We start from the raw sequence: 17,706 nt of genomic DNA on the forward strand, positions 1-17,706 counted from the left end.
ATGCGGTCGGCAGCATCGCTGTTCATGACGGCGCTGTTCGTCGCACGGCTGGCACGAGGATGGAAGGCGTCGGCATGAGCGCGCGGCGGGCGATGCAACCGGTCGAGTTTGAGGTGGACGGTCTGACCGTGCGCCTCTCGCGCAAGCGCGTCAAGAATCTCAACCTGCGCGTCCCTCGCGGCGGCGGCTTGGTGGAGGTGTCGGCACCGGCCTACATGCGCACAGCGGACGTGGAGCGGTTCGTGCGCGAGAAGCGCTCGTGGATCGACGCGAAGCTCGCGCAGGCGGCTACGTCGCCGGCTGCTCTGGCTGCTCAGGCGACGCCCGAGGAGGTGGCCTCATGGCGTGCGGTAGTCGAAGCATGCGTGCCCGTGCTCGTGGAGGCATGGGAGCCCATCATGGGCGTGAAGGCGGGCAAGCTTGCCTACCGCAATATGACGAGTCGCTGGGGGAGCTGCCAGCCGGCGACTGGGCGCATCTGCATCAATGTGCGCCTCGCGCTCTACCCGCCCGAATGCCTCGAATACGTTGTGGTGCACGAGCTGTGCCACCTGCTGGAAGGCGGTCACGGCCCGCGCTTCAAGGCGCTCATGGACGCGTTCATGCCCGATTGGCGCGAGCGCCGCGCGAAACTGCGGTAGTCCGCCTGCTTACGCGGCCGCAGAAGAAGCTTTTGCGTGTGACTCCCGGTCTTCGATGGAGGCTGCGAGTGCGTCTGCGGTCTGTTTTTGCTGATCGTCGGGGGGAAGAGTCGCTTCCCCATCGCCCTTTTGCGGCCCGTAATCGCCGAACCCTGCGTGGTTCCCACCCTCGATGACGACTGTCTTGGCGCCTTCGGGCAGCTTCGTGGCGCCCTCCGCGAGCTTGTCGCGGTCGAGAATCAGATCGTTGGAGCCGTAGACGGTGACGGCGCCCAAATCTGCATCCGAGAGGTCGCTTGCCGTGTACGCGCCCAGCAGCACAAGGCCTTCGATGGCGACGTCGTCCGCATGGTCGGCCGCGTATTGTGCCGCCATCGATCCTCCGAGCGAATGGCCGCCTATCCACCATGTATCCACCTGGGGGTACGCCGCGCGTACGCGGTCGGCGGCGTCGATGTCGAAGAACGCGAAGTTGAACGGCATTTCCACCGCTACGGCCAGATAGCCATGCTCGGCCACAAACCGCATGAGCGGGGCGTACGCGCTGTACTCCACCTTTGCACCCGGATAAAGCACAATGCCCGTCGCGGCGTTTGGGTCGCCGAACGCGAGGTATCCGTCGCCTTGCGCGACGGGAAGCGCTGCGGAGGAGACCAGGTTTTTGTGCGTCGTGTCGGCGTCTCGGTAGTAGTCGCTTGCGTATATGGCGAACGCGGCTACGCCTGCGAACAGGATGACGGCGACAGTCACGAGGGCCCATGCGAGCCGTCGCGGCCACCGTCTGCGCGGTTGGAAGGTGTCGTTTCGAGAATGCATGGCGTCCATGATACCAGAGGCATGCGCGGCCTTTTGTTTTGTGGTCGCTTCGTCGCCTGGCAACCTGCACGTCCGCCAAACAACCTGAACGAAAACGGGCATGCCGCAGGTTGAGCTTGGTATCCTGAACTGCGGTATGCCGTTCAGGATGCTTGCGGAACTGCGTGCATGCGAGCGACGCGATCGCTGCATCGTCAAGCTCTGGCGCAGAACGGCCTTACGCAGCCGGCAGGTCGCTATCGAGTGCTTGCATCCAGGCGATATAGGTGTCGGGATAGTGCGCTCCGAGTGCGGAGGACAGGTCGAGGCCGACGAGCGACTGGGCGACGCCGAGCACACCGATCGGGCTCGCCAGGTCTTCGGCCCTGGGCACGTGGTCCGAGGCATTCGATCCGAACGAATGCAAAGCGGCGAGCGCGCCGGGATCGTTGCTCAATGCGAAGCCGGTGTTTTGCCGGTAGGCGACCTGCGCGACGGCGTAAAAGCCGTCGAAGCCCGCGCTGGCGGTATGCGGCAGCTCGATAGTGGTGCCGTAGCGATCGTATCCCCAGGAAGCCAGCGGTAGCTGAGTGACGATATCCGCTTCGTTCGCCACGTTGAAGATGTTGCCGAAAGCCGCGTTGTGCCGGTTGTCGGCGCGCGTGACGCACGGTGCAGCGAACGTGTACGCGAAGATGCCCGTCGAGGGGGCTAGCGTCGGTTCGCCTTCGTCTGGATCGTCGAGGTCGGCGGCCAGCAGGTTCGCGATAGCGCCGCCGCGGCTATGCCCGGTGATGAGGATGCGCGTATGCGCCGGATCGAGGCCCGATTCCTGCACATAGGAGCGCACGGCTTGCGCAACTTCTTCCTCGGCTGCCTTGAACCCGCGATGGTCGGGACTTTGAGCGCTTTGCCCGAGAACGTTGAAGTTGCTGAGCCATTCGGCGCCATACGTGCCTCGGATGCCTACGAAGACGAGCGTGACGGGTTGCCCGTCGCCGTCCGAGGCAAGGTGCTTGCTGGCCAGCGCGTAGGCTGCGACGTCGCTCGATCCCAGCAGAAGCGAGCTCACTTCGTCGGGAATGCTGCTGCGCAGCGCATACGACTCGGTGCGCACGTTTTCGAATCCGAGCAGTCCGAGCGTCTGCTCTGCGTAGGGAACGGAGCGGGGGACGCCGCTGTAGTACTGGGATTCGGAATTGCATACCGCCGACAGCACAGCGCACGCGGTGGCAAGATCATGCTGGTATACGCGTGAATCGCGATAGAACCAAGCGTCGTCGAACGTCAGCTGCGTGGAGGTGCGGCCTGCGGGGTTGGTGGGATCGCTTGCCGAAACCACTTCGCTGCAGTATTCGGCGGTGATGGTGCTGCGCGAGGAGGCAGGGGCGGAGTTCATTCCGACAGCCTCGGCGCGCGGCATGCCGATAAGGCCCGATTCGTATCCAAGGTAGCGCACTTGCACCATGATCAGCGACATGATCAGAAAACATGCGAGCAAGGATCCGAGCACCGACAAACACCGCCGAACAGGATTCGTATGCATCGGGCCTCCTTCGGTGCTCGCAAGTTCGTTCCACCCAGTATACGGGGTGGAACTTCCACCGAAGCTCGCCATCTGCTCAATGCAAGTAAAACATAAGCCGTATGTAAGGTTGATATAAGGTTCGGTTCGATGCCTCCCATTCCTCCGTTTCGCCAAGTATGTGTGTTGTAACGTTTAGAAGACCAGGAAGAAGACAAGGCATTGCGAAGCAACACCTGTCACGCGAAATAGTTGCATTGTCGCGCTGTGCCTGGTCAAGGTGCGGTGGTTCGGAGGAGATGAGGTTCTTCGCACGGGCCCTCGTGCTAGAATAGGCAGGTTATTGCGCTGATCCATGCGGCGGCTGGAGCACCATTCGCCCCGATCGCCCCGAGAACAAAGGAAAGCACTATGTCAAAGGGAACCTACTCGTTCACCACCCCCATCTACTACGTCAACGCGGCCCCGCACCTCGGCACGGCGTACACCACCATCGCCGCCGACACGGTGGCGCGCTACCAGCGCATGAACGGCTACGACGTCGCGTTCGTCACGGGCATGGACGAGCACGGCCAGAAGGTGGCCGACACGGCCGCCGCCAAGGGCATGACCCCGCAGGACTGGTGCGACTCCATGGAGCCCGCGTTCCGCGAGGCGTGGGACATGCTGGGCATCACCTATACTGACTTCGTGCGCACCACCGAGCCGCGCCACGCGAAAAGCGTGCAGAAGTTCTGGCAGGACCTCTACGACAAGGGCTGGTGCTACAAAGGCAGCTACGAGGGCTGGTACTGCGTGCACGAGGAGACGTACTACGCCGAGAGCGACCTCGAGAAGAACGAGGAGGGGCAGCTCGTGTGCCCCGACTGCAAGCGCCCCGTGCAGAAGGCGGGCGGCGAGGAGAACTGGTTCTTCAAGCTGTCCGAGTTCGGCGACAAGCTGCTGGCGTTCTACGAGGAGAACCCCGACTTCATCCGTCCCGAGACGCGCAAGAACGAGATCGTCTCGTTCGTGAAGAGCGGCCTGAAGGATCTCTCCATCAGCCGTTCCACGTTCGACTGGGGCGTGCCGCTGCCGTTCGACGAGGGGCATGTGGCCTACGTGTGGGCCGACGCGCTGCTGGCCTACCTCACCGGCATCGGCTACGGTGATGAAGGCGAGCGCGCCGGCGAGTTCGACGAGCGCTGGCCCATGCAGTACCACTTCGTGGGCAAGGACATCACGCGCTTCCACTGCGTCATCTGGCCGGCCATGCTCATGGCGGCCGGGCTACCCATCACCCACACGGTGTTCGGCCACGGCTTTCTGCTTACCAAGGGCGAGAAAATGTCGAAGTCAAAGGGTAACGCGCTCATGCCGGCCGATCTCTGCCGTGTGTTCGGCGTGGACGCGTACCGCTACTACTTCATGAGCGACGTGCAGTTCGGCGCCGACGGCTCCATCTCCCTGGAGCGCATGGTGCAGGTGTACAACGCCGATCTGGCGAACACCTGGGGCAACCTCTGCAGCCGCGTGTTCAACATGACGAAGAAGTACTTCGACGGGCAGGTGCCGGAGGTGCCGGCATCCGCCGCCGGGCTGGTGGAGGCCAACCCGCTGCGCGAGATATCGGACGACCTGTACGCCGAGTACGACCGCGCCCTCGGCGACGTCGACTTCACGGCCGCCGCCGTCGCGGTGCAGAAGCTTGCGGGCCGCGTGAACCTGTACGTGGAGGAGTCGGCGCCGTGGAACCTGGCGAAGAGCGAGGAGACTGCCGACCAGCTGGCGGCCGTCATCTACAACGCGCTGGAGGCCATCCGCATCATCGCGCTGTACCTGGCGCCGTTCATGCCGAACACGTCGGCCGAGGTCTTCCGCCGCCTGAGCCTGGGCGACGTCACCGCCGTGACCGACATCGAGGCGGCGACCGCCTGGGGCCAGCTACCCGCTGGCAACGCGGTGGAGACGGGCGACCCGTTGTTCCCGCGTCTCGACGCAGATGCAATCGATTTGGATATGGAGTAGGTGCCTGTGGTCGACGAGCGACAAGAGCCCGTGTTCGACGACGCGCTCTTTCGACAGAAGCGCAAACACGGGAAGTACCGGGTGGTGGATGCGCCGAAGCTCGAGGGGCCGGTTGCCGATACGCATGCGCATTTGCAGCTGCTGCCCGATCCGGCTCTCGCGCTTGCGCGCTGCACGGTGCACGGCGTGGAATTCGTGTGCACTATCGTCGATGTATTCGAGGATGGATCGACGACGTTCGATCGTCTGAACTCGTGGAAGTTCGAATCGGCGGCCGCTGCGAAGCGCTTCGTCGGCTGGACTTGAGGCGATCCGTTCCCGCGCGTGCCGCGGGTCAGGATCGCCGTGGGGTGCCATCCGCACAATGCGCGCTATTATGATGACGGGCTTGAGGCTGAGCTGCGGCGCCTGTTGGCGGATCCGCGCGTGGCGGCGCTCGGTGAGATCGGTCTGGACTACCACTACGACTTCTCGCCGCGCGACGATCAACGTGCTGCGTTCCGACGGCAGCTGCGCCTTGCGAAGGAGTGCGGTCTGCCGGTTGCGCTGCATCTGCGCGAAGCGCACGACGAGGCCCTCGCCATCATGCGCGACGAGGGTTTTCCCGAAGCGGGCACGCTGCTGCATTGCTTCAATCTGGATTGGCCCGCGCTTGAGCCGTGGATAGCGGAGGGGTGCTACGTGGCGTTCGGCGGCGCACTTACGTTCAAGGCGAGCGAAGGTACGCGTGAGGCGGCTGCTCGGGTGCCGGCGAACCGTCTGCTCACCGAGACGGATGCGCCCTATATGGCGCCGGAGCCCATGCGTGGTACGTCGTGCGGCCCGGCGCACGTCGTCTTTACGGCCGAACGGCTGGCCGAGGTGCGTGGATGCGAGCCGGGCGAAGAGCGTGCGGCGTTCCTCGAGCAGCTCATGCAGAACGCACGCGGTTTGCTGGATCGTTCGGCTACCGACTGGCAGAAGGAGGCACGTTTATGAATCGTCTGATCATTGTCGGATCGCCGCGCCCAAACGGTCGCAGTGCCGCTTTAGCCGACCTCCTGTTCGAGGCATGCATCGCCGAGTGTCCCGACGACGAGGTGGCGCTCGCTCCCGTTTCGACGCTTTCCATTGCCCCGTGCGAAGGCTGCGACGCCTGTCGCGAACTGGAAGAGCGACGGGGTAGGACCATCGAGGGCGCGCCTGCGGGCGATGGTGCCGACGACGGCGACCCGATCCGCTGTATCATCGACGATGACATGGCCGAGATCTATCCGCTTATCGATGCCGCCGACGAGCTGATCGTCGTGTCACCTGTCTATTTCGCCGGTGCTCCGGCGCAGCTCAAGGCGTTGCTCGATCGCTTGCAGCCGTACTTTTGGACCGACGCGCGTCGGCTTTCCAAGCGTCCGGCCATCCTTCATGTGGTGGGCGAGGGGGGAGACCCGCACGGTTTCGACCCCCTTGTGGGCGTGGTGCGTTCAGCATTGTCGTGCGCGGGCTTCAGGTTGGAACGCGTGCTTGACTGGGTTGGCAGAATCGATGCGGACGGCGAGATCACGGCCGACGCCGTCGAACATCCGCTTCCCCCGCTGCCTGAGGATACTGCATCGTCGGCACCCGGACCTGCCAACGATGCTCCGCGCTCCGTGCCGCAGGCTGAATGCAAGGTGAAAAGCGAACGGCCTGTCCTGCACGTTGCTGAAACGGAACCGTTCACACCGGACGGCGGCTCAAAGAAAGCCTCCGGCGGATCGGGCCATCCTCACGGATCAGGCCAGCCGGCAACCAAGAAGAACAGATCCGCGCAAGGCGGCGGTTCCAAACAGACACGATCTGCGCAAGGCGGGGGCTCCAAGTCGAGCCGCCCGAAAAAGAACGGTTCGCGTCGTGGCTAGGCTTTCGCCGCTTGCAAGTGTCTCGCAGACACGCGCTGTTCTGGAAGCGCACGGCCTGTCGACCAAGTACTCGCTCGGCCAGAACTTCCTCATCAACGATGCCATCCTGCAAAAGATCGTCACATTGGCTGACCTCGCTCCCGACGATTTCGTGCTGGAAGTGGGCCCCGGCATTGGTACGTTGAGCATCGCGCTTCTCAAGCATGCGGGGCGCGTCGTGTCCGTAGAGCGCGACCCCGATCTTCCCGCTGTGCTCGAGGAGACGCTCGCTCCGTGGGCGGATCGGTTCGCTCTCGTGCAGAAAGACGCGCTCGATCTGAAAGCTGACGATATCCGCGGAGCATCCGCGCAGTTTGCGGGGCATCTGCCCGGCGACCAACCTCTGCCCACGAAGCTCGTGTCCAACCTGCCGTATGCCGTTGCGGCCACCGTCGTGCTCGACTATTTCGAGCGGTTCGCCTCTTTGGAAAGCGCTACCGTGATGGTGCAGAAGGAGGTTGCAGACCGCATGGTGGCATGCCCGGGCTCGAAGAACTACGGAGCCTATACCGTGAAGCTGCGTTTGTTCGCCGAGCCAGACGGACGCTTCGCTGTGGGGCCGGGCAACTTCTTTCCACCACCGCGCGTTGAGAGCGCCGTGCTGAGGCTGAACCGGCGACTCCTCGTCGACGACGCCTGCAATCCGGTGGACGGTTCGACGCTTGAGGCCACGTGCACCATGGCCGATGCCGCGTTCGCGAGCCGCCGCAAGACGTTGGCGAACTCGTGCAAGATGTATTTTGCCGGGCGCGGCGCCCAGGACGCCCCGGTAGCCGAGACGCTTCCGCGCCTGTTCGAGTTGGCCGAACTTGATCCAAGGCGACGAGGAGAAACGCTCGATGTGGCGGAGTTTATCCGGCTGGGGAAAGCTCTGATGAAGTGCAGGCAGGCTGTGCGCGGTGAGCGGAGCGCCTCCGCATAGGCATCTGACGGCGCTGGTTGGTCGCAGGTGCTGAGAGGCGTTGCCGATCCGATGCGGATCTTGCCTGCAGACTAACTAATGTTACCAAATGAAGAACAATCCGTGCAGATTCTGTAGAGCATTGACACAGGTGATAAAATGATACCTCGTTATTACTGTACCCGAGGACACACGCAAGGAAGAGAGAGCATGGATTTAGCGAAGCAGGCCAAAATCGTCGACTCCATTCATGATACGTTACATGATTTCGTCGGTCAACGCCTGAAAGTGCGCGCCAATATGGGACGGTCGAAGATCGTCGAGAGCGAAGGCGTGCTCATGCAGGTGCATCCGCAGTTGTTCATTATGGAGGTCGACCGCAAGCGCGGCCGTACGGCCCGTCAGTCCTATCAATACGTCGATGTGCTCACTGGTATGGTTGAGCTTTCTCAGAACGGCGAGCCGTTGTTCGAGCCGTTCATTCCCGATGGCTCTCAGGATGCCGAAACGCCTTTGACGGATCGTAGCTCCCTGATCGAGGAGTTCGAAGAGGAGAAGATGCTCTCCTAGTTCGACTAGGCTACTCGAACGAAGACGGGCGCCGCAATGAGCGGCGCCCGTCTTGTTGTTGGATATCGAAGAAGGTGTGGTTGGCCAGTCGCTCTCCCGAGTCAGGATGGATGCACGCTTCCCTGGTGATCGACGAAGTACGCGCGTTGGATGGCTGGATGGCTGCGCGCGAATGCCGAGCCGCGCTCGATGCCCAGCGCAAGCAGGGTCGTGGAATAGCCTTCGGCATCGATGGATCGCTGTGCGATGACGGTAACGCCTGCAGCATCCGTTTCAGCCGGCCAACCGGTGTCTGGGTCGAGAATATGGTGATAGCGGATGCCGTCGCGCTCGAAGCACCGCTCGTATACGCCGCTCGTCACAGCCGATGCGTTGACTGCGTCTACAGCGCCGACAATGCGATGTTCTGAGCGCGGATCTTGGAGGCCGATGCGCCACGGGCTTCCGTCCGGTTTTCTCCCATGGGCGACGACGTTGCCGCCCAGGTTGACGATGAACGATTCGATGCCGTAGCCGCAGACGATTTCCGTCAATCGGTCTGCAATCCATCCTTTTGCGATGCCTCCCAGATCCACGGCGGCATCAGGGTCGTCCAGCTGCGCCCAGGTGCGTCTCGCGCGCACGCCCCTTGGTTCGTCGCTCGAGTCCTCCGGCTGCTCTTCCGACACGTGCACAGCCTTCCAATCGACGTGCGCGAGTGCTTTGTCGATACGGCTCTGCTCGGGGACTATCCCCCGATTGAAATCCCACAAGCGTACGACGGAGCCCATCGTCACATCGAACCGCCCCTGGCTGTCCTCGCAGTAGCACAAGGCCGCTCGAATGAGCTTCGCCGTATCAGAGGAGATGGGAACCGGCTTACCGCCTGCGCAGTTGAGCCGTGAGATGTCTGAATGGGGGAGCGTGCGCGAGAACAAGCGCTCGAAAGTTCTGCATGCCTTGCGCGCATCGTCAAAGGCGGCTTCGAGCGCATCGGCATCTCCTGCGGCCTGCAGCGTAATCACGGTATTGAACGCATAGAATGTATGTGTCGTCATGCCGTTAGCATCGGGCCCGTGTGTTTCGTGCACGCCTTCCAACGGGACGGCATCGTATGCTTCAGTGGTTCTCATGGCGATAGTATAGGCCACGGAGCGGTGCAAAGGGCTGACGGACGTACCAAGCTTTTCAGGTGGGGCCGATGCGAGCTTTACCGCGGGCTAGTTCGAACTTGGTGATCGCATGATCCGCTGACGAGCAGCCTCGGCGCTTTCGGCCACCGTATGAAGCATTTCGTCGCGCAGGAAGGCGATATCGCTTGGCGTTTCGGCAGTTTCCAACATCGAACTGACGATGCGAGAAAGATCGATAAGGCGCACGTTGATTTCGCTGTCTGTGGATATGTTCATGTTCATGTCGTCCGTCCCTTCCATAGGGTGTCTCATTCGCAAGCCCCAAATCGTGCATGTATCGCACGGCGCCTTCTCTGCGGTAGTCTCTTGAATCCTTTATCTCTTAATTTATCATATAACAATAGGCTCTGTCACAACAAATGGTTGATTTTTGACGAGAAATAGCGTATAATAATAGTAAAAAACAGTACCACCGAAGGAGGTAATTGGATATGCCTACTATCAAAGACGCATTAGATATTATCGGTAAGTTGACTGTCGCAGAGCAGGAAAGCCTTAAAACAATGCTTTTAAGTCCTGCCTTTGTAAAGTCTTTGAATATTGAAGATTTCGTAGCAAAGGAACGCTTTGCAAATGGTCGTGTATGCCCTCTTTGTGGCTGTATCCATGTGGTTCGCAATGGTCATCGTAAAGATGGCACACAGCGATATGTATGTAAGGATTGTGGCAAGTCCTTCGTGATTGCTACGAACTCCATTGTGTCTGGTACAAGAAAAGACTTGTCCGTGTGGGAGCAGTACATTGATTGTATGATGAATGGCTTATCCATTCGTAAGACTGCTGTTGCTTGTGGGATTCACAGAAACACCGCATTCCTTTGGAGACACAAGATTTTGGATGCACTTCAGAATATGGCAGACGATGTTACCCTTGACGGCATTATTGAGGCTGACGAAACTTTTTTCGCCATCTCGTACAAGGGCAATCATAGCAAGAGTAAGACATTTGCTATGCCACGCAAGGCTCATAAGCGTGGTCATTCTACACATATCAGAGGCTTGTCCCAAGAAAAGGTATGTGTTCCTTGTGCGGTTAATAGGAATGGCTTGTCTATCTCCAAGATTACGAATACTGGTAGAGTTTCTACAAGAGATTTACATCATATTTATGATGGTAGGATTAAGACCAATTCCACTCTTGTTACGGACAAGATGAACTCCTATGTGAGATTTACAAATGCCAATGGCATTGACCTTGTGCAGTTAAAGACTGGCAAAGCCAAGAAAGGCATTTATAATATCCAACATATCAATAGCTACCATAGCCAGCTAAAGAGGTTTATGCGTGGCTTTAACGGTGTTTCTACCAAGTATCTGAACAACTATCTTGTGTGGAATAACCTTGTAAATTACGCCAAAGAAAGCGACATGGAGAAAAGGAACATCTTCTTAACTTTCGTTTTGGCAACATTGAAAACTGCTAAATGCAGAGATTTATCAAACAGACCAGCAGTTCCTCTGGTCGCCTAATTAGAATTTGTGGAGATGATAAGATGGTCAATATAACAGATGTAAAACAGATTCTTCAATTTGCAATAGATGCGGAGATTAAAGTCTTTCTTGATGGTGGCTGGGGTGTAGATGCTCTTCTTGGATATCAGTCAAGAGCCCATAATGATATTGACATTTTTGTAGAAAAGAACGATTATCAGAACTTTATAGAAATAATGAAAGCTAATGGCTTTTATGAGATTAAGATGGAATATACAACATTGAACCATACTGTATGGGAAGATTTGAAAAACAGAATTATTGATTTGCATTGTTTTGAATATACGGACGAAGGTGAAATTCTTTATGATGGGGATTGTTTTCCGGTAGAAACTTTTTCGGGTAAAGGAAGAATTGAGGAAATAGAGGTTTCCTGTATTGAACCATATAGTCAAGTAATGTTCCATCTGGGATACGAGTTTGATGAAAATGATGCACATGATGTGAAGTTATTGTGTGAGACACTTCATATCGAAATTCCAAATGAGTATAGATAACTGCAAATAACAGTTTATAGGGGAGTTCTGATACTCCCCTATAAAAATGGCTATTTATCAACTGTTTGTTGTGACATAGCCTAACAATAAATTGGAAAATGAGACGACCCATTAAATTACGTGAAGAATTCCCAGGTGAGCAATTAAAACGTCAATTTGTAATCATATGATTACACCATGTGCGGTCTAGCACTGAGCGCAAGGCTCAAGTACAATTGGTTTTTGTGATTGGTAGCTCTTGTCCTGTCCCTCTAGTACGCTCGTCTTGCTTATGCGAAAAGAGCGTCGTCTGCACCGTGCAAGGAGCATCGATGCAATTTGTTGATGAAGTTGTTCTGTTCGACTTCGCCGACATACCCATGGTCGGTTCCCTCGACACTGGCTATGCGATTGGCCTCACGGGCGAGGGCGCAGCCGTCTGCGAGCGTCTCCAAAAGGAGGATGTGCCCGAGGAAGACATAGCCGCCGTTGATCCGGCTCTGCTTGAGCATCTGATCAAAGGCGGATTCTTTGAGACGGCGAAAAAGGATCGACGCGTGCTGTCGGCATATCTGCATGTGACGCAGCGCTGCAATCTTCATTGCGCCGGGTGCTACTCGCTCGACGACCAGCGCAACACGCTTTCTGACGCGCCGCTCTCTTCCATCAAGCATGCCGTCGACGAACTGGCCTCCGCTGGTGTTATGCGGCTTGTCGTGTCTGGCGGAGAGCCGTTTTTGCGAGAGGATCTCCCCGAGATCGTCGAGCATGCGAAGCGAGTGCGCAGCATCGACTCGGTCACGGTGTTATCGAACGGCACCTGTATGTCCGAAGCGACGTTGAAGCGTCTCGCGCCGAACGTCGATTGCGTGTCGGTGTCGTTCGATGGATGCTCGGCCTCGGCGCCGGCCTATATTCGTGAAGAGCAACGCTTCGACGAGTTGGTGGCCTCCGTGCGAGCCGTGCAGGCTGCCGGCATACAAGCGCACATCATACCCACTGTGCATGCGAAGAACATCGACGAGCTTAAAGACTATGTGCGTCTGTCGAAGGACCTCGGGGTCACGCTCAACTTTAGCCTGTTGACGTGCGAGCCCAACGATGAAGTGCTCGGAGGCCTGTTGCCCGACGACGAAGCGCTGCGTCGGCTTGGAAGAAGCATGCTTACGTTAGACGACGGCAAGCCCATCCTGGCGATGGATGCCCCTGTCGGATTGAATTTGACGGTGAAACGACGCTGCGGCGCGGGATGCGAATCGCTCAGTATCGGCGCCGATGGCACCATCTATCCGTGTCATATGCTCCATCGTGGGGAATATGCGATGGGCAACGCGTTCTCGGATGCAATTGAGGAGGCGATGCAGGGAGACGTTGAGCGTCGTTTTCGGGAACTCGATGCGTCCTTGTTTGAGGATTGCTCCGATTGCAGGTATGTACGAATTTGCGGGGGAGGCTGTCGAGCTCGCTCGCTGTTCGCATCGGGCAACGTGGAGTCAAAAGACTCCTACTGCGCGATGATCCAGGAGTTTTACGACAACCTGGGGGAAGCAATGAAGGCCTCGTTGAATTCTCGAAGGAGGTGAAAGTATGCTGTTCTATAGCGACATCGAACCGCGCGGCGGGTGCATCGTAATTGGGGCGCCTGGTGGATTTTGCGTCAGCGTTGGATATTAAAGCATCTTTTGAGTAGAAGCTGCAGGGCACCGTGTTATGTAATGAACGGTGCCCTGCTTTTGATAAAGACAGTCGTTCTCAACTAAGCATAAGGTATCATTCAGCTAATTCAAGTAATGATCGAGGAGACACTTATGTTAGTTGAAGAATTGAGCGAAGCACAGTCTGCTTTGAAACGTATACAAAGAATTAGTAAGTATATGGCCGTTATCTTAAAAGTTGCTGTAATACTGTTTTGCTTGGTTTGGGTCGCAATAATAATCGCATTAGGCCTTATGGCTCTTTCTTTTATTCCTTCCAATTCGGCTGTGGAGGCTTCAACGGTAATACCTTTTGGTTTTTATGGGTTCGCCACAATTTTGCTACTGATTATTCTGCAAGGAGTCTTTAGTGATATAGCAAAAGGCTCAAGTCCCTTTACTAAAAAACAGGTACGAAGATTTCGCTGGGCGGCACTTGTATTGTTTTTGGGTGCTGTTTTGGAAGCTCTATTTTCAAGTGGAGCGCAATTTCTTATTCAATCTGAAAACATGAACGTTGAGTATCGCGATTCATCAAACGGTAACATTCTTTCGATTAATGCTGGATCAATTTTAGGCTCTGCATTGCTTCTTACAATGTCTTTCGTGTTTGAGTATGGAGTCATTCTGCAAGAATTCACAGACGACACGCTGTAGGTATTGGAAATGCCTATTGTTTTACGACTCGATCAGGTTATGGCCGATCGAAAAATGTCGCTCAATGAGCTTGCTGATAAAGTTGGCATCACGAATGTCAATCTGTCTCGTATCAAAACGGGCAAAATTAGGGCGATTCGTTTTTCAACGCTGTATATGATTTGCAAGGTTCTTGAGTGTCAGCCAGGCGATATTCTGGAATTCGTGCTTGATCCCGAAGAAGATGATGTTGTCATGGGGGATGATACGGAGTAAGGCGATTGCAAAGACGGCCGCGCGTCTTAGCTGATTCCGCTTAAAAGTCGAAGCGTGAAGCTATTGCTGGTTGATCGAGATTAGTCGCAACCATAGCTCGACGATCATTCTATGGACATTTTGAACCATCATTTGACAATCGGAACCAATACCGGCAAAATAAGTCCTCGCGCGAAGGCGCATATAACCCGTGGGGATGTAGCTCAGCTGGGAGAGCATCACGTTCGCAACGTGGGGGTCGTGGGTTCGAATCCCATCATCTCCACCACGGAAATTTATACGAGCCCTCATCATGAGATGAGGGCTCGTTTTCGTCTAATACTGGACTTTAGTTGGTTTTAACTAGGGCAGATAAGGGGCTAGAGCGAATCATGTTGACATAATCTATTGGAAGAACCCCTTCAGTAGTCATAGCTTGATGCAAGTTTTGCCTCCATATCGCATCACCCTTTTCGATGAAATTAGGATAAGCGTCGACGAGGCAATCGAGTGCCTTAATGGCCCATTTTTTAAAACTTTCTCTATTAAGGTAGAAAAGTCCACCTGTTGCATGGCTCGCACTTGCTTCTAGAAGCTTCGAGTTAGAAATAAAAACAGTTACTATTTCTGCCTCCGGAAGCAATTCATTTTCGTTTTTGCGAATCCAGTCGGCATGAGGAATGGCTTGTCGAACATCATCAAGAGGAATTGATTTTTCAACATTCCCACCGGTGTTCTCTGAGTAGATTTTATCTTCGGCAACAAGGCATAGCTTGGGATTGATGATCCAATACGGGTCTGGAGCGCCATTTTCGCTAGAGTTTTTTGATGTGAAGCCTAGAACAGTGCCAAGCTTCTCGTGCCCGGCTTCAAAATCTTTTCCATCAATAGAGGCTAGCTTCAGTTTTATTCCCTCTATTAGTTGAGCGTATTTAGTGATTGAAGAACAGCTTGTCATGATTTCTTCTATGGCTTCAATAGTGTCACAGAAAAAATCTTCCGATATATCAGCACTTTGATCGCCAAATACTCGATGTGGCAAAAGCGGAAGCCAACGGAGATTGCTATTGTTTTTAGCTGCCTTTTTGTATCGATCGATACCTGAACTTTGGTATCCGTCGACCCCTTGCTTCGCCAGTATGGAAGCCATGTTGCCCGCACAGACGTTCCAGTAGCATCGATATCCTGCAAGAGAAGGGGCGTTAAGTGCATCCGCAATCTTCGAGGCAATATTGAAAGCTGATTCAAAATCGCCTTTCCATAATGCGTATAAGTAATCCACTTCATTTGTCGCTGCGTGAAGCATAATATCTTTTATTTGGTTGGTGGCTGCATCTTCTTTTTCTTTGCAGGAGTCTCTTAAGGTCACAATTCCGTCTTCTGCTATTTCCCACGATTTGTCTCTATTGAGAAACGCAGCTAAGTCAGATGACATCTCGGCAATAGACGAATATTCTTTAGAATTCCTAACGCCGTATTCAAGTTCCGCACGAAGTTCTGGATTGAGTGACGCTCTTCGTGCCTCGCTTGTTAAGTCCTTAAGAATTGAAGTTCCCATGATACATACAGCTGAAAAATCGCTTCCATTTCTCGTACATCTTCCTAAAGCTTGGATAATGCGGGTGCGAATTCGTTCTTCGTAGAGAATTGAGGCATTCATGCATGAAACTAAGAAGTTTTCTTGCAAATTGACGACTTTTGGAAAATCGACGATAAACAGCATCCTGCATTCATCGTCAGGGAAGTCTATACCGTCGAAGCGATTAGCGAGAGTGATTACGGCATCGCTGTTTGAGGTAAAAGAGTTTTTTGAATCAACTATATCGCTTGCGGTAAAGATGGAAGTATTAGGCATATTCGAGCGGAAGAGATCAGCTACCCGTCCAGCCTCTTTGTCAGTTGGAGTTAATACGACGCTACGTTTTGATACGGAATGCAGGTCAAGCAGGATATTGTCGTGATCTTTGCTGCTAAGCGCGAGATCAGGGAGTAATACAAATCTTCTTCCCAATCCCTTTTTGTCCCAGTCGCCGACAACGGGAAGTCGTTTGATGTTCTTGATACCAGTAATTCTTTCAAGTTCTCCATTTGCGCCAAGGGTGGCCGACATCATGATACGCTGTTTGGTTTTTCTGAAAGGTTTGAATGTTTCGGTCGGCGCTATCCACGGCCTTATTTCAATCCTTCGATTACTCAGATATATATTGCAGGCGTGAAGATTTGCTTTAAGTCTTTGAAAAGAATAGTAATTACTAGAACTAGTGTCGTTTTTGCTCAAACACGTATCCAGTTCTTTTTGAATTATTGGCAAAATATCATATGCAAGTGCCACAGGAAGGAGATCGCACCATCTTATTTCAGCGTGCCCTCCAGAATTCGATGTTAAATAATGTAGGCTCGTTTCATCTAGGTATTCTTGCAAAATGCTTCGCATTACATCAAATGCGATTTCTCCTTCGCGGATATCTATCGACCAATTTGAAAGAATGGGCTCTTCGCTGGAATGAACGTCGTCCATTATCAAAATGTCTACATCATCGAAAAAGCTGTATGAAGCGAAAAAGGAGCTATATGTGGTAACACCCACTGATTCCGACGCAAGGAATTTGCTCTTATCTTGACTGCTGTAATTCCACTGAGGCCCGCAAAATGCAGTAGCGTTCAACCCATATTGATTATTTGCCTGATCGACTACTTGTTTTGCCAATTGATTTGTTGGAGTAAGATAAAGAACTCTCTCTTGGTTTTTTCTCCTGCGAAATTCTCCAATGAGCATACCGATTAGCGTTTTTCCGCTTCCGGTTGGCAATTCAAATGCAATTGAACGAGATGCTTCTGCGCCCATGTACTGTTCGATCATGCGCGATTGATAGTCGAGAAGGCCTTTTATCCTCTTCATTTTATTGTCTTGATACATCTCTTGCGGGGTTGTATATGCAAATGATTCTGACTGGATAGATATAAATGGCATGGAAGCCTCCTTGTAGACGGTCTTGCGCATCTTTTTGGAAACAATAGAACTGTGATTCGCAAAGATCATGTTGATCTGACTATTATGATTCATTCATGATTCATTCGCACTGTTTTTGAGTTCAAAGATGTTTGTTTTCAGGCGGCCGAAGAAAGTTTTGTCTCGCATAACAAGCGAAGGACACATCGGCACTTTAGTTACTAAAATAATTGTGATGGTATACGAACCTTTTGGGAGAGCATCACGTTCGTAACGTGGGGGTCGTGGGTTCGAATCCCATCATCTCCACCACGGAAACTAAATCGGACCGAAAGCTATCGCTTTCGGTCCGATTTGCATATGAAGGGCCTGCTAGTGCAAGCTGTTTTACATACTGGTGCAAACGAGTTGATGAACCTAGGGTCATCCTGCAGCGGGTGAAGCCCGCCGCCTTTTCTAGAGCCTCTCTGTGTTTCTACACGGGGTATCCTTTGGGCTAGCCTCACCAATCTCCTGCTCGATATTTCATATCCGACAGAATGACAACTTCCTGATCGCCTGAGAGGTTGGCTTTATAGAACTTTATGCATGCTGCCTTGCTTCCCAGGAATAGCAGTACAGGCCAGTCCTTAAGAGATCGTTTATGTCTCCATATGGGAAGAAGAGGAGCGAATGCTG

At 54.5% G+C, this 17,706-nt stretch carries 17 protein-coding genes and 1 tRNA gene; 13 read left to right on the forward strand and 5 right to left on the reverse strand.

What is annotated here, in order from left to right; all coding sequences use genetic code 11:
* The first annotated feature begins 74 nt into the window (after positions 1-74).
* On the forward strand, positions 75-641 hold the full coding sequence (locus ABGT83_RS12670; protein ID WP_346687929.1) for a M48 family metallopeptidase: 567 nt from the start codon (positions 75-77) through the stop codon (positions 639-641).
* Positions 642-650: 9 nt separating this feature from the next.
* Here ABGT83_RS12670 and ABGT83_RS12675 read toward each other — a convergent pair whose 3' ends face one another.
* Together ABGT83_RS12675 and ABGT83_RS12680 are read right to left on the reverse strand one after the other, a co-directional pair.
* Positions 651-1,457: an alpha/beta fold hydrolase gene (locus ABGT83_RS12675; protein ID WP_346687930.1), complete on the reverse strand. Its 807-nt coding sequence runs from the start codon at positions 1,455-1,457 to the stop codon at positions 651-653.
* 217 nt (positions 1,458-1,674) lie between these two features.
* On the reverse strand, positions 1,675-2,982 hold the full coding sequence (locus ABGT83_RS12680) for a lipase family protein (protein WP_346687932.1): 1,308 nt from the start codon (positions 2,980-2,982) through the stop codon (positions 1,675-1,677).
* Between the two features lie 390 nt (positions 2,983-3,372).
* Here ABGT83_RS12680 and metG point away from each other — a divergent pair, with 390 nt between their 5' ends.
* The 6 genes from metG (at position 3,373) to ABGT83_RS12710 (ending at position 8,355) form a co-directional block, all read left to right on the forward strand.
* Positions 3,373-4,968: a methionine--tRNA ligase gene (metG, locus tag ABGT83_RS12685; protein ID WP_346687934.1), complete on the forward strand. Its 1,596-nt coding sequence runs from the start codon at positions 3,373-3,375 to the stop codon at positions 4,966-4,968.
* 6 nt (positions 4,969-4,974) lie between these two features.
* Positions 4,975-5,274: a nitrate ABC transporter substrate-binding protein gene (locus ABGT83_RS12690; protein ID WP_346687936.1), complete on the forward strand. Its 300-nt coding sequence runs from the start codon at positions 4,975-4,977 to the stop codon at positions 5,272-5,274.
* A gap of 18 nt (positions 5,275-5,292) precedes the next feature.
* Complete coding sequence (locus ABGT83_RS12695) at positions 5,293-5,946, forward strand: TatD family hydrolase (RefSeq protein WP_103263914.1); 654 nt, start codon at positions 5,293-5,295, stop codon at positions 5,944-5,946.
* Positions 5,943-6,845, forward strand: coding sequence for a flavodoxin family protein (locus ABGT83_RS12700; protein ID WP_346687938.1), 903 nt, complete (start codon positions 5,943-5,945; stop codon positions 6,843-6,845). Before ABGT83_RS12695 ends, ABGT83_RS12700 begins: the two co-directional genes overlap by 4 nt.
* Positions 6,838-7,806, forward strand: a complete 969-nt coding sequence (gene rsmA, locus ABGT83_RS12705; protein ID WP_346687939.1) for a 16S rRNA (adenine(1518)-N(6)/adenine(1519)-N(6))-dimethyltransferase RsmA — start codon at positions 6,838-6,840, stop codon at positions 7,804-7,806. Before ABGT83_RS12700 ends, rsmA begins: the two co-directional genes overlap by 8 nt.
* Positions 7,807-7,995: 189 nt before the next feature.
* Positions 7,996-8,355 (forward strand): Veg family protein, encoded by a 360-nt coding sequence (locus ABGT83_RS12710; protein WP_103263917.1) that lies wholly within the window; start codon positions 7,996-7,998, stop codon positions 8,353-8,355.
* 101 nt (positions 8,356-8,456) lie between these two features.
* Here the strand turns inward: ABGT83_RS12710 and ABGT83_RS12715 are convergent, their stop codons facing one another.
* Together ABGT83_RS12715 and ABGT83_RS12720 are read right to left on the reverse strand one after the other, a co-directional pair.
* Positions 8,457-9,392, reverse strand: coding sequence for an FAD:protein FMN transferase (locus ABGT83_RS12715; protein ID WP_346687941.1), 936 nt, complete (start codon positions 9,390-9,392; stop codon positions 8,457-8,459).
* A 162-nt stretch (positions 9,393-9,554) separates the two neighbouring features.
* A complete protein-coding gene (locus ABGT83_RS12720; RefSeq protein ID WP_129588454.1) occupies positions 9,555-9,749 on the reverse strand; it encodes a phenylalanyl-tRNA synthetase subunit alpha in 195 nt (64 codons plus the stop codon).
* Between the two features lie 209 nt (positions 9,750-9,958).
* Here ABGT83_RS12720 and ABGT83_RS12725 point away from each other — a divergent pair, with 209 nt between their 5' ends.
* From ABGT83_RS12725 to ABGT83_RS12750, 6 genes are all read left to right on the forward strand, one after another.
* Positions 9,959-10,996 (forward strand): IS1595-like element ISSag10 family transposase, encoded by a 1,038-nt coding sequence (locus ABGT83_RS12725; protein ID WP_002837184.1) that lies wholly within the window; start codon positions 9,959-9,961, stop codon positions 10,994-10,996.
* Positions 10,997-11,019: 23 nt separating this feature from the next.
* Complete coding sequence (gene lnu(C), locus ABGT83_RS12730; RefSeq protein ID WP_019543803.1) at positions 11,020-11,514, forward strand: lincosamide nucleotidyltransferase Lnu(C); 495 nt, start codon at positions 11,020-11,022, stop codon at positions 11,512-11,514.
* Between the two features lie 311 nt (positions 11,515-11,825).
* Positions 11,826-13,076 carry a radical SAM/SPASM domain-containing protein gene (locus ABGT83_RS12735; RefSeq protein ID WP_346687943.1) on the forward strand — a complete coding sequence of 417 codons (1,251 nt, stop codon included), beginning with the start codon at positions 11,826-11,828 and terminating at the stop codon, positions 13,074-13,076.
* A 225-nt stretch (positions 13,077-13,301) separates the two neighbouring features.
* A complete protein-coding gene (locus tag ABGT83_RS12740) occupies positions 13,302-13,844 on the forward strand; it encodes a hypothetical protein (RefSeq protein ID WP_346687945.1) in 543 nt (180 codons plus the stop codon).
* A 9-nt stretch (positions 13,845-13,853) separates the two neighbouring features.
* Positions 13,854-14,099, forward strand: a complete 246-nt coding sequence (locus tag ABGT83_RS12745) for a helix-turn-helix domain-containing protein (protein WP_103263921.1) — start codon at positions 13,854-13,856, stop codon at positions 14,097-14,099.
* A 192-nt stretch (positions 14,100-14,291) separates the two neighbouring features.
* Positions 14,292-14,367, forward strand: a tRNA-Ala gene (locus tag ABGT83_RS12750).
* Between the two features lie 60 nt (positions 14,368-14,427).
* On the opposite strand, the gene ABGT83_RS12755 is transcribed toward ABGT83_RS12750, so the two are convergent.
* Positions 14,428-17,049 carry a DEAD/DEAH box helicase gene (locus tag ABGT83_RS12755; protein WP_346687946.1) on the reverse strand — a complete coding sequence of 874 codons (2,622 nt, stop codon included), beginning with the start codon at positions 17,047-17,049 and terminating at the stop codon, positions 14,428-14,430.
* Positions 17,050-17,706 lie beyond the last annotated feature (657 nt).

Source organism: Enteroscipio rubneri (assembly GCF_963929405.1).
GTDB classification, from domain to species: Bacteria; Actinomycetota; Coriobacteriia; order Coriobacteriales; family Eggerthellaceae; genus Enteroscipio; species Enteroscipio rubneri.

What these genes read in the sequence shown, in the direction of transcription:
- ABGT83_RS12680 (WP_346687932.1), bottom strand. Translation starts at nt 2,982, where the DNA reads ATGCATACGAATCCTGTTCGGCGGTGTTTGTCGGTGCTCGGATCCTTG.
- ABGT83_RS12725 (WP_002837184.1), top strand. Translation starts at nt 9,959, where the DNA reads ATGCCTACTATCAAAGACGCATTAGATATTATCGGTAAGTTGACTGTC.
- ABGT83_RS12720 (WP_129588454.1), bottom strand. Translation starts at nt 9,749, where the DNA reads ATGAACATGAACATATCCACAGACAGCGAAATCAACGTGCGCCTTATC.
- metG (WP_346687934.1), top strand. Translation starts at nt 3,373, where the DNA reads ATGTCAAAGGGAACCTACTCGTTCACCACCCCCATCTACTACGTCAAC.
- ABGT83_RS12745 (WP_103263921.1), top strand. Translation starts at nt 13,854, where the DNA reads ATGCCTATTGTTTTACGACTCGATCAGGTTATGGCCGATCGAAAAATG.
- ABGT83_RS12700 (WP_346687938.1), top strand. Translation starts at nt 5,943, where the DNA reads ATGAATCGTCTGATCATTGTCGGATCGCCGCGCCCAAACGGTCGCAGT.
- ABGT83_RS12740 (WP_346687945.1), top strand. Translation starts at nt 13,302, where the DNA reads ATGTTAGTTGAAGAATTGAGCGAAGCACAGTCTGCTTTGAAACGTATA.
- ABGT83_RS12715 (WP_346687941.1), bottom strand. Translation starts at nt 9,392, where the DNA reads ATGACGACACATACATTCTATGCGTTCAATACCGTGATTACGCTGCAG.
- ABGT83_RS12675 (WP_346687930.1), bottom strand. Translation starts at nt 1,457, where the DNA reads ATGCATTCTCGAAACGACACCTTCCAACCGCGCAGACGGTGGCCGCGA.
- ABGT83_RS12755 (WP_346687946.1), bottom strand. Translation starts at nt 17,049, where the DNA reads ATGCCATTTATATCTATCCAGTCAGAATCATTTGCATATACAACCCCG.
- ABGT83_RS12710 (WP_103263917.1), top strand. Translation starts at nt 7,996, where the DNA reads ATGGATTTAGCGAAGCAGGCCAAAATCGTCGACTCCATTCATGATACG.
- ABGT83_RS12670 (WP_346687929.1), top strand. Translation starts at nt 75, where the DNA reads ATGAGCGCGCGGCGGGCGATGCAACCGGTCGAGTTTGAGGTGGACGGT.
- ABGT83_RS12735 (WP_346687943.1), top strand. Translation starts at nt 11,826, where the DNA reads ATGCAATTTGTTGATGAAGTTGTTCTGTTCGACTTCGCCGACATACCC.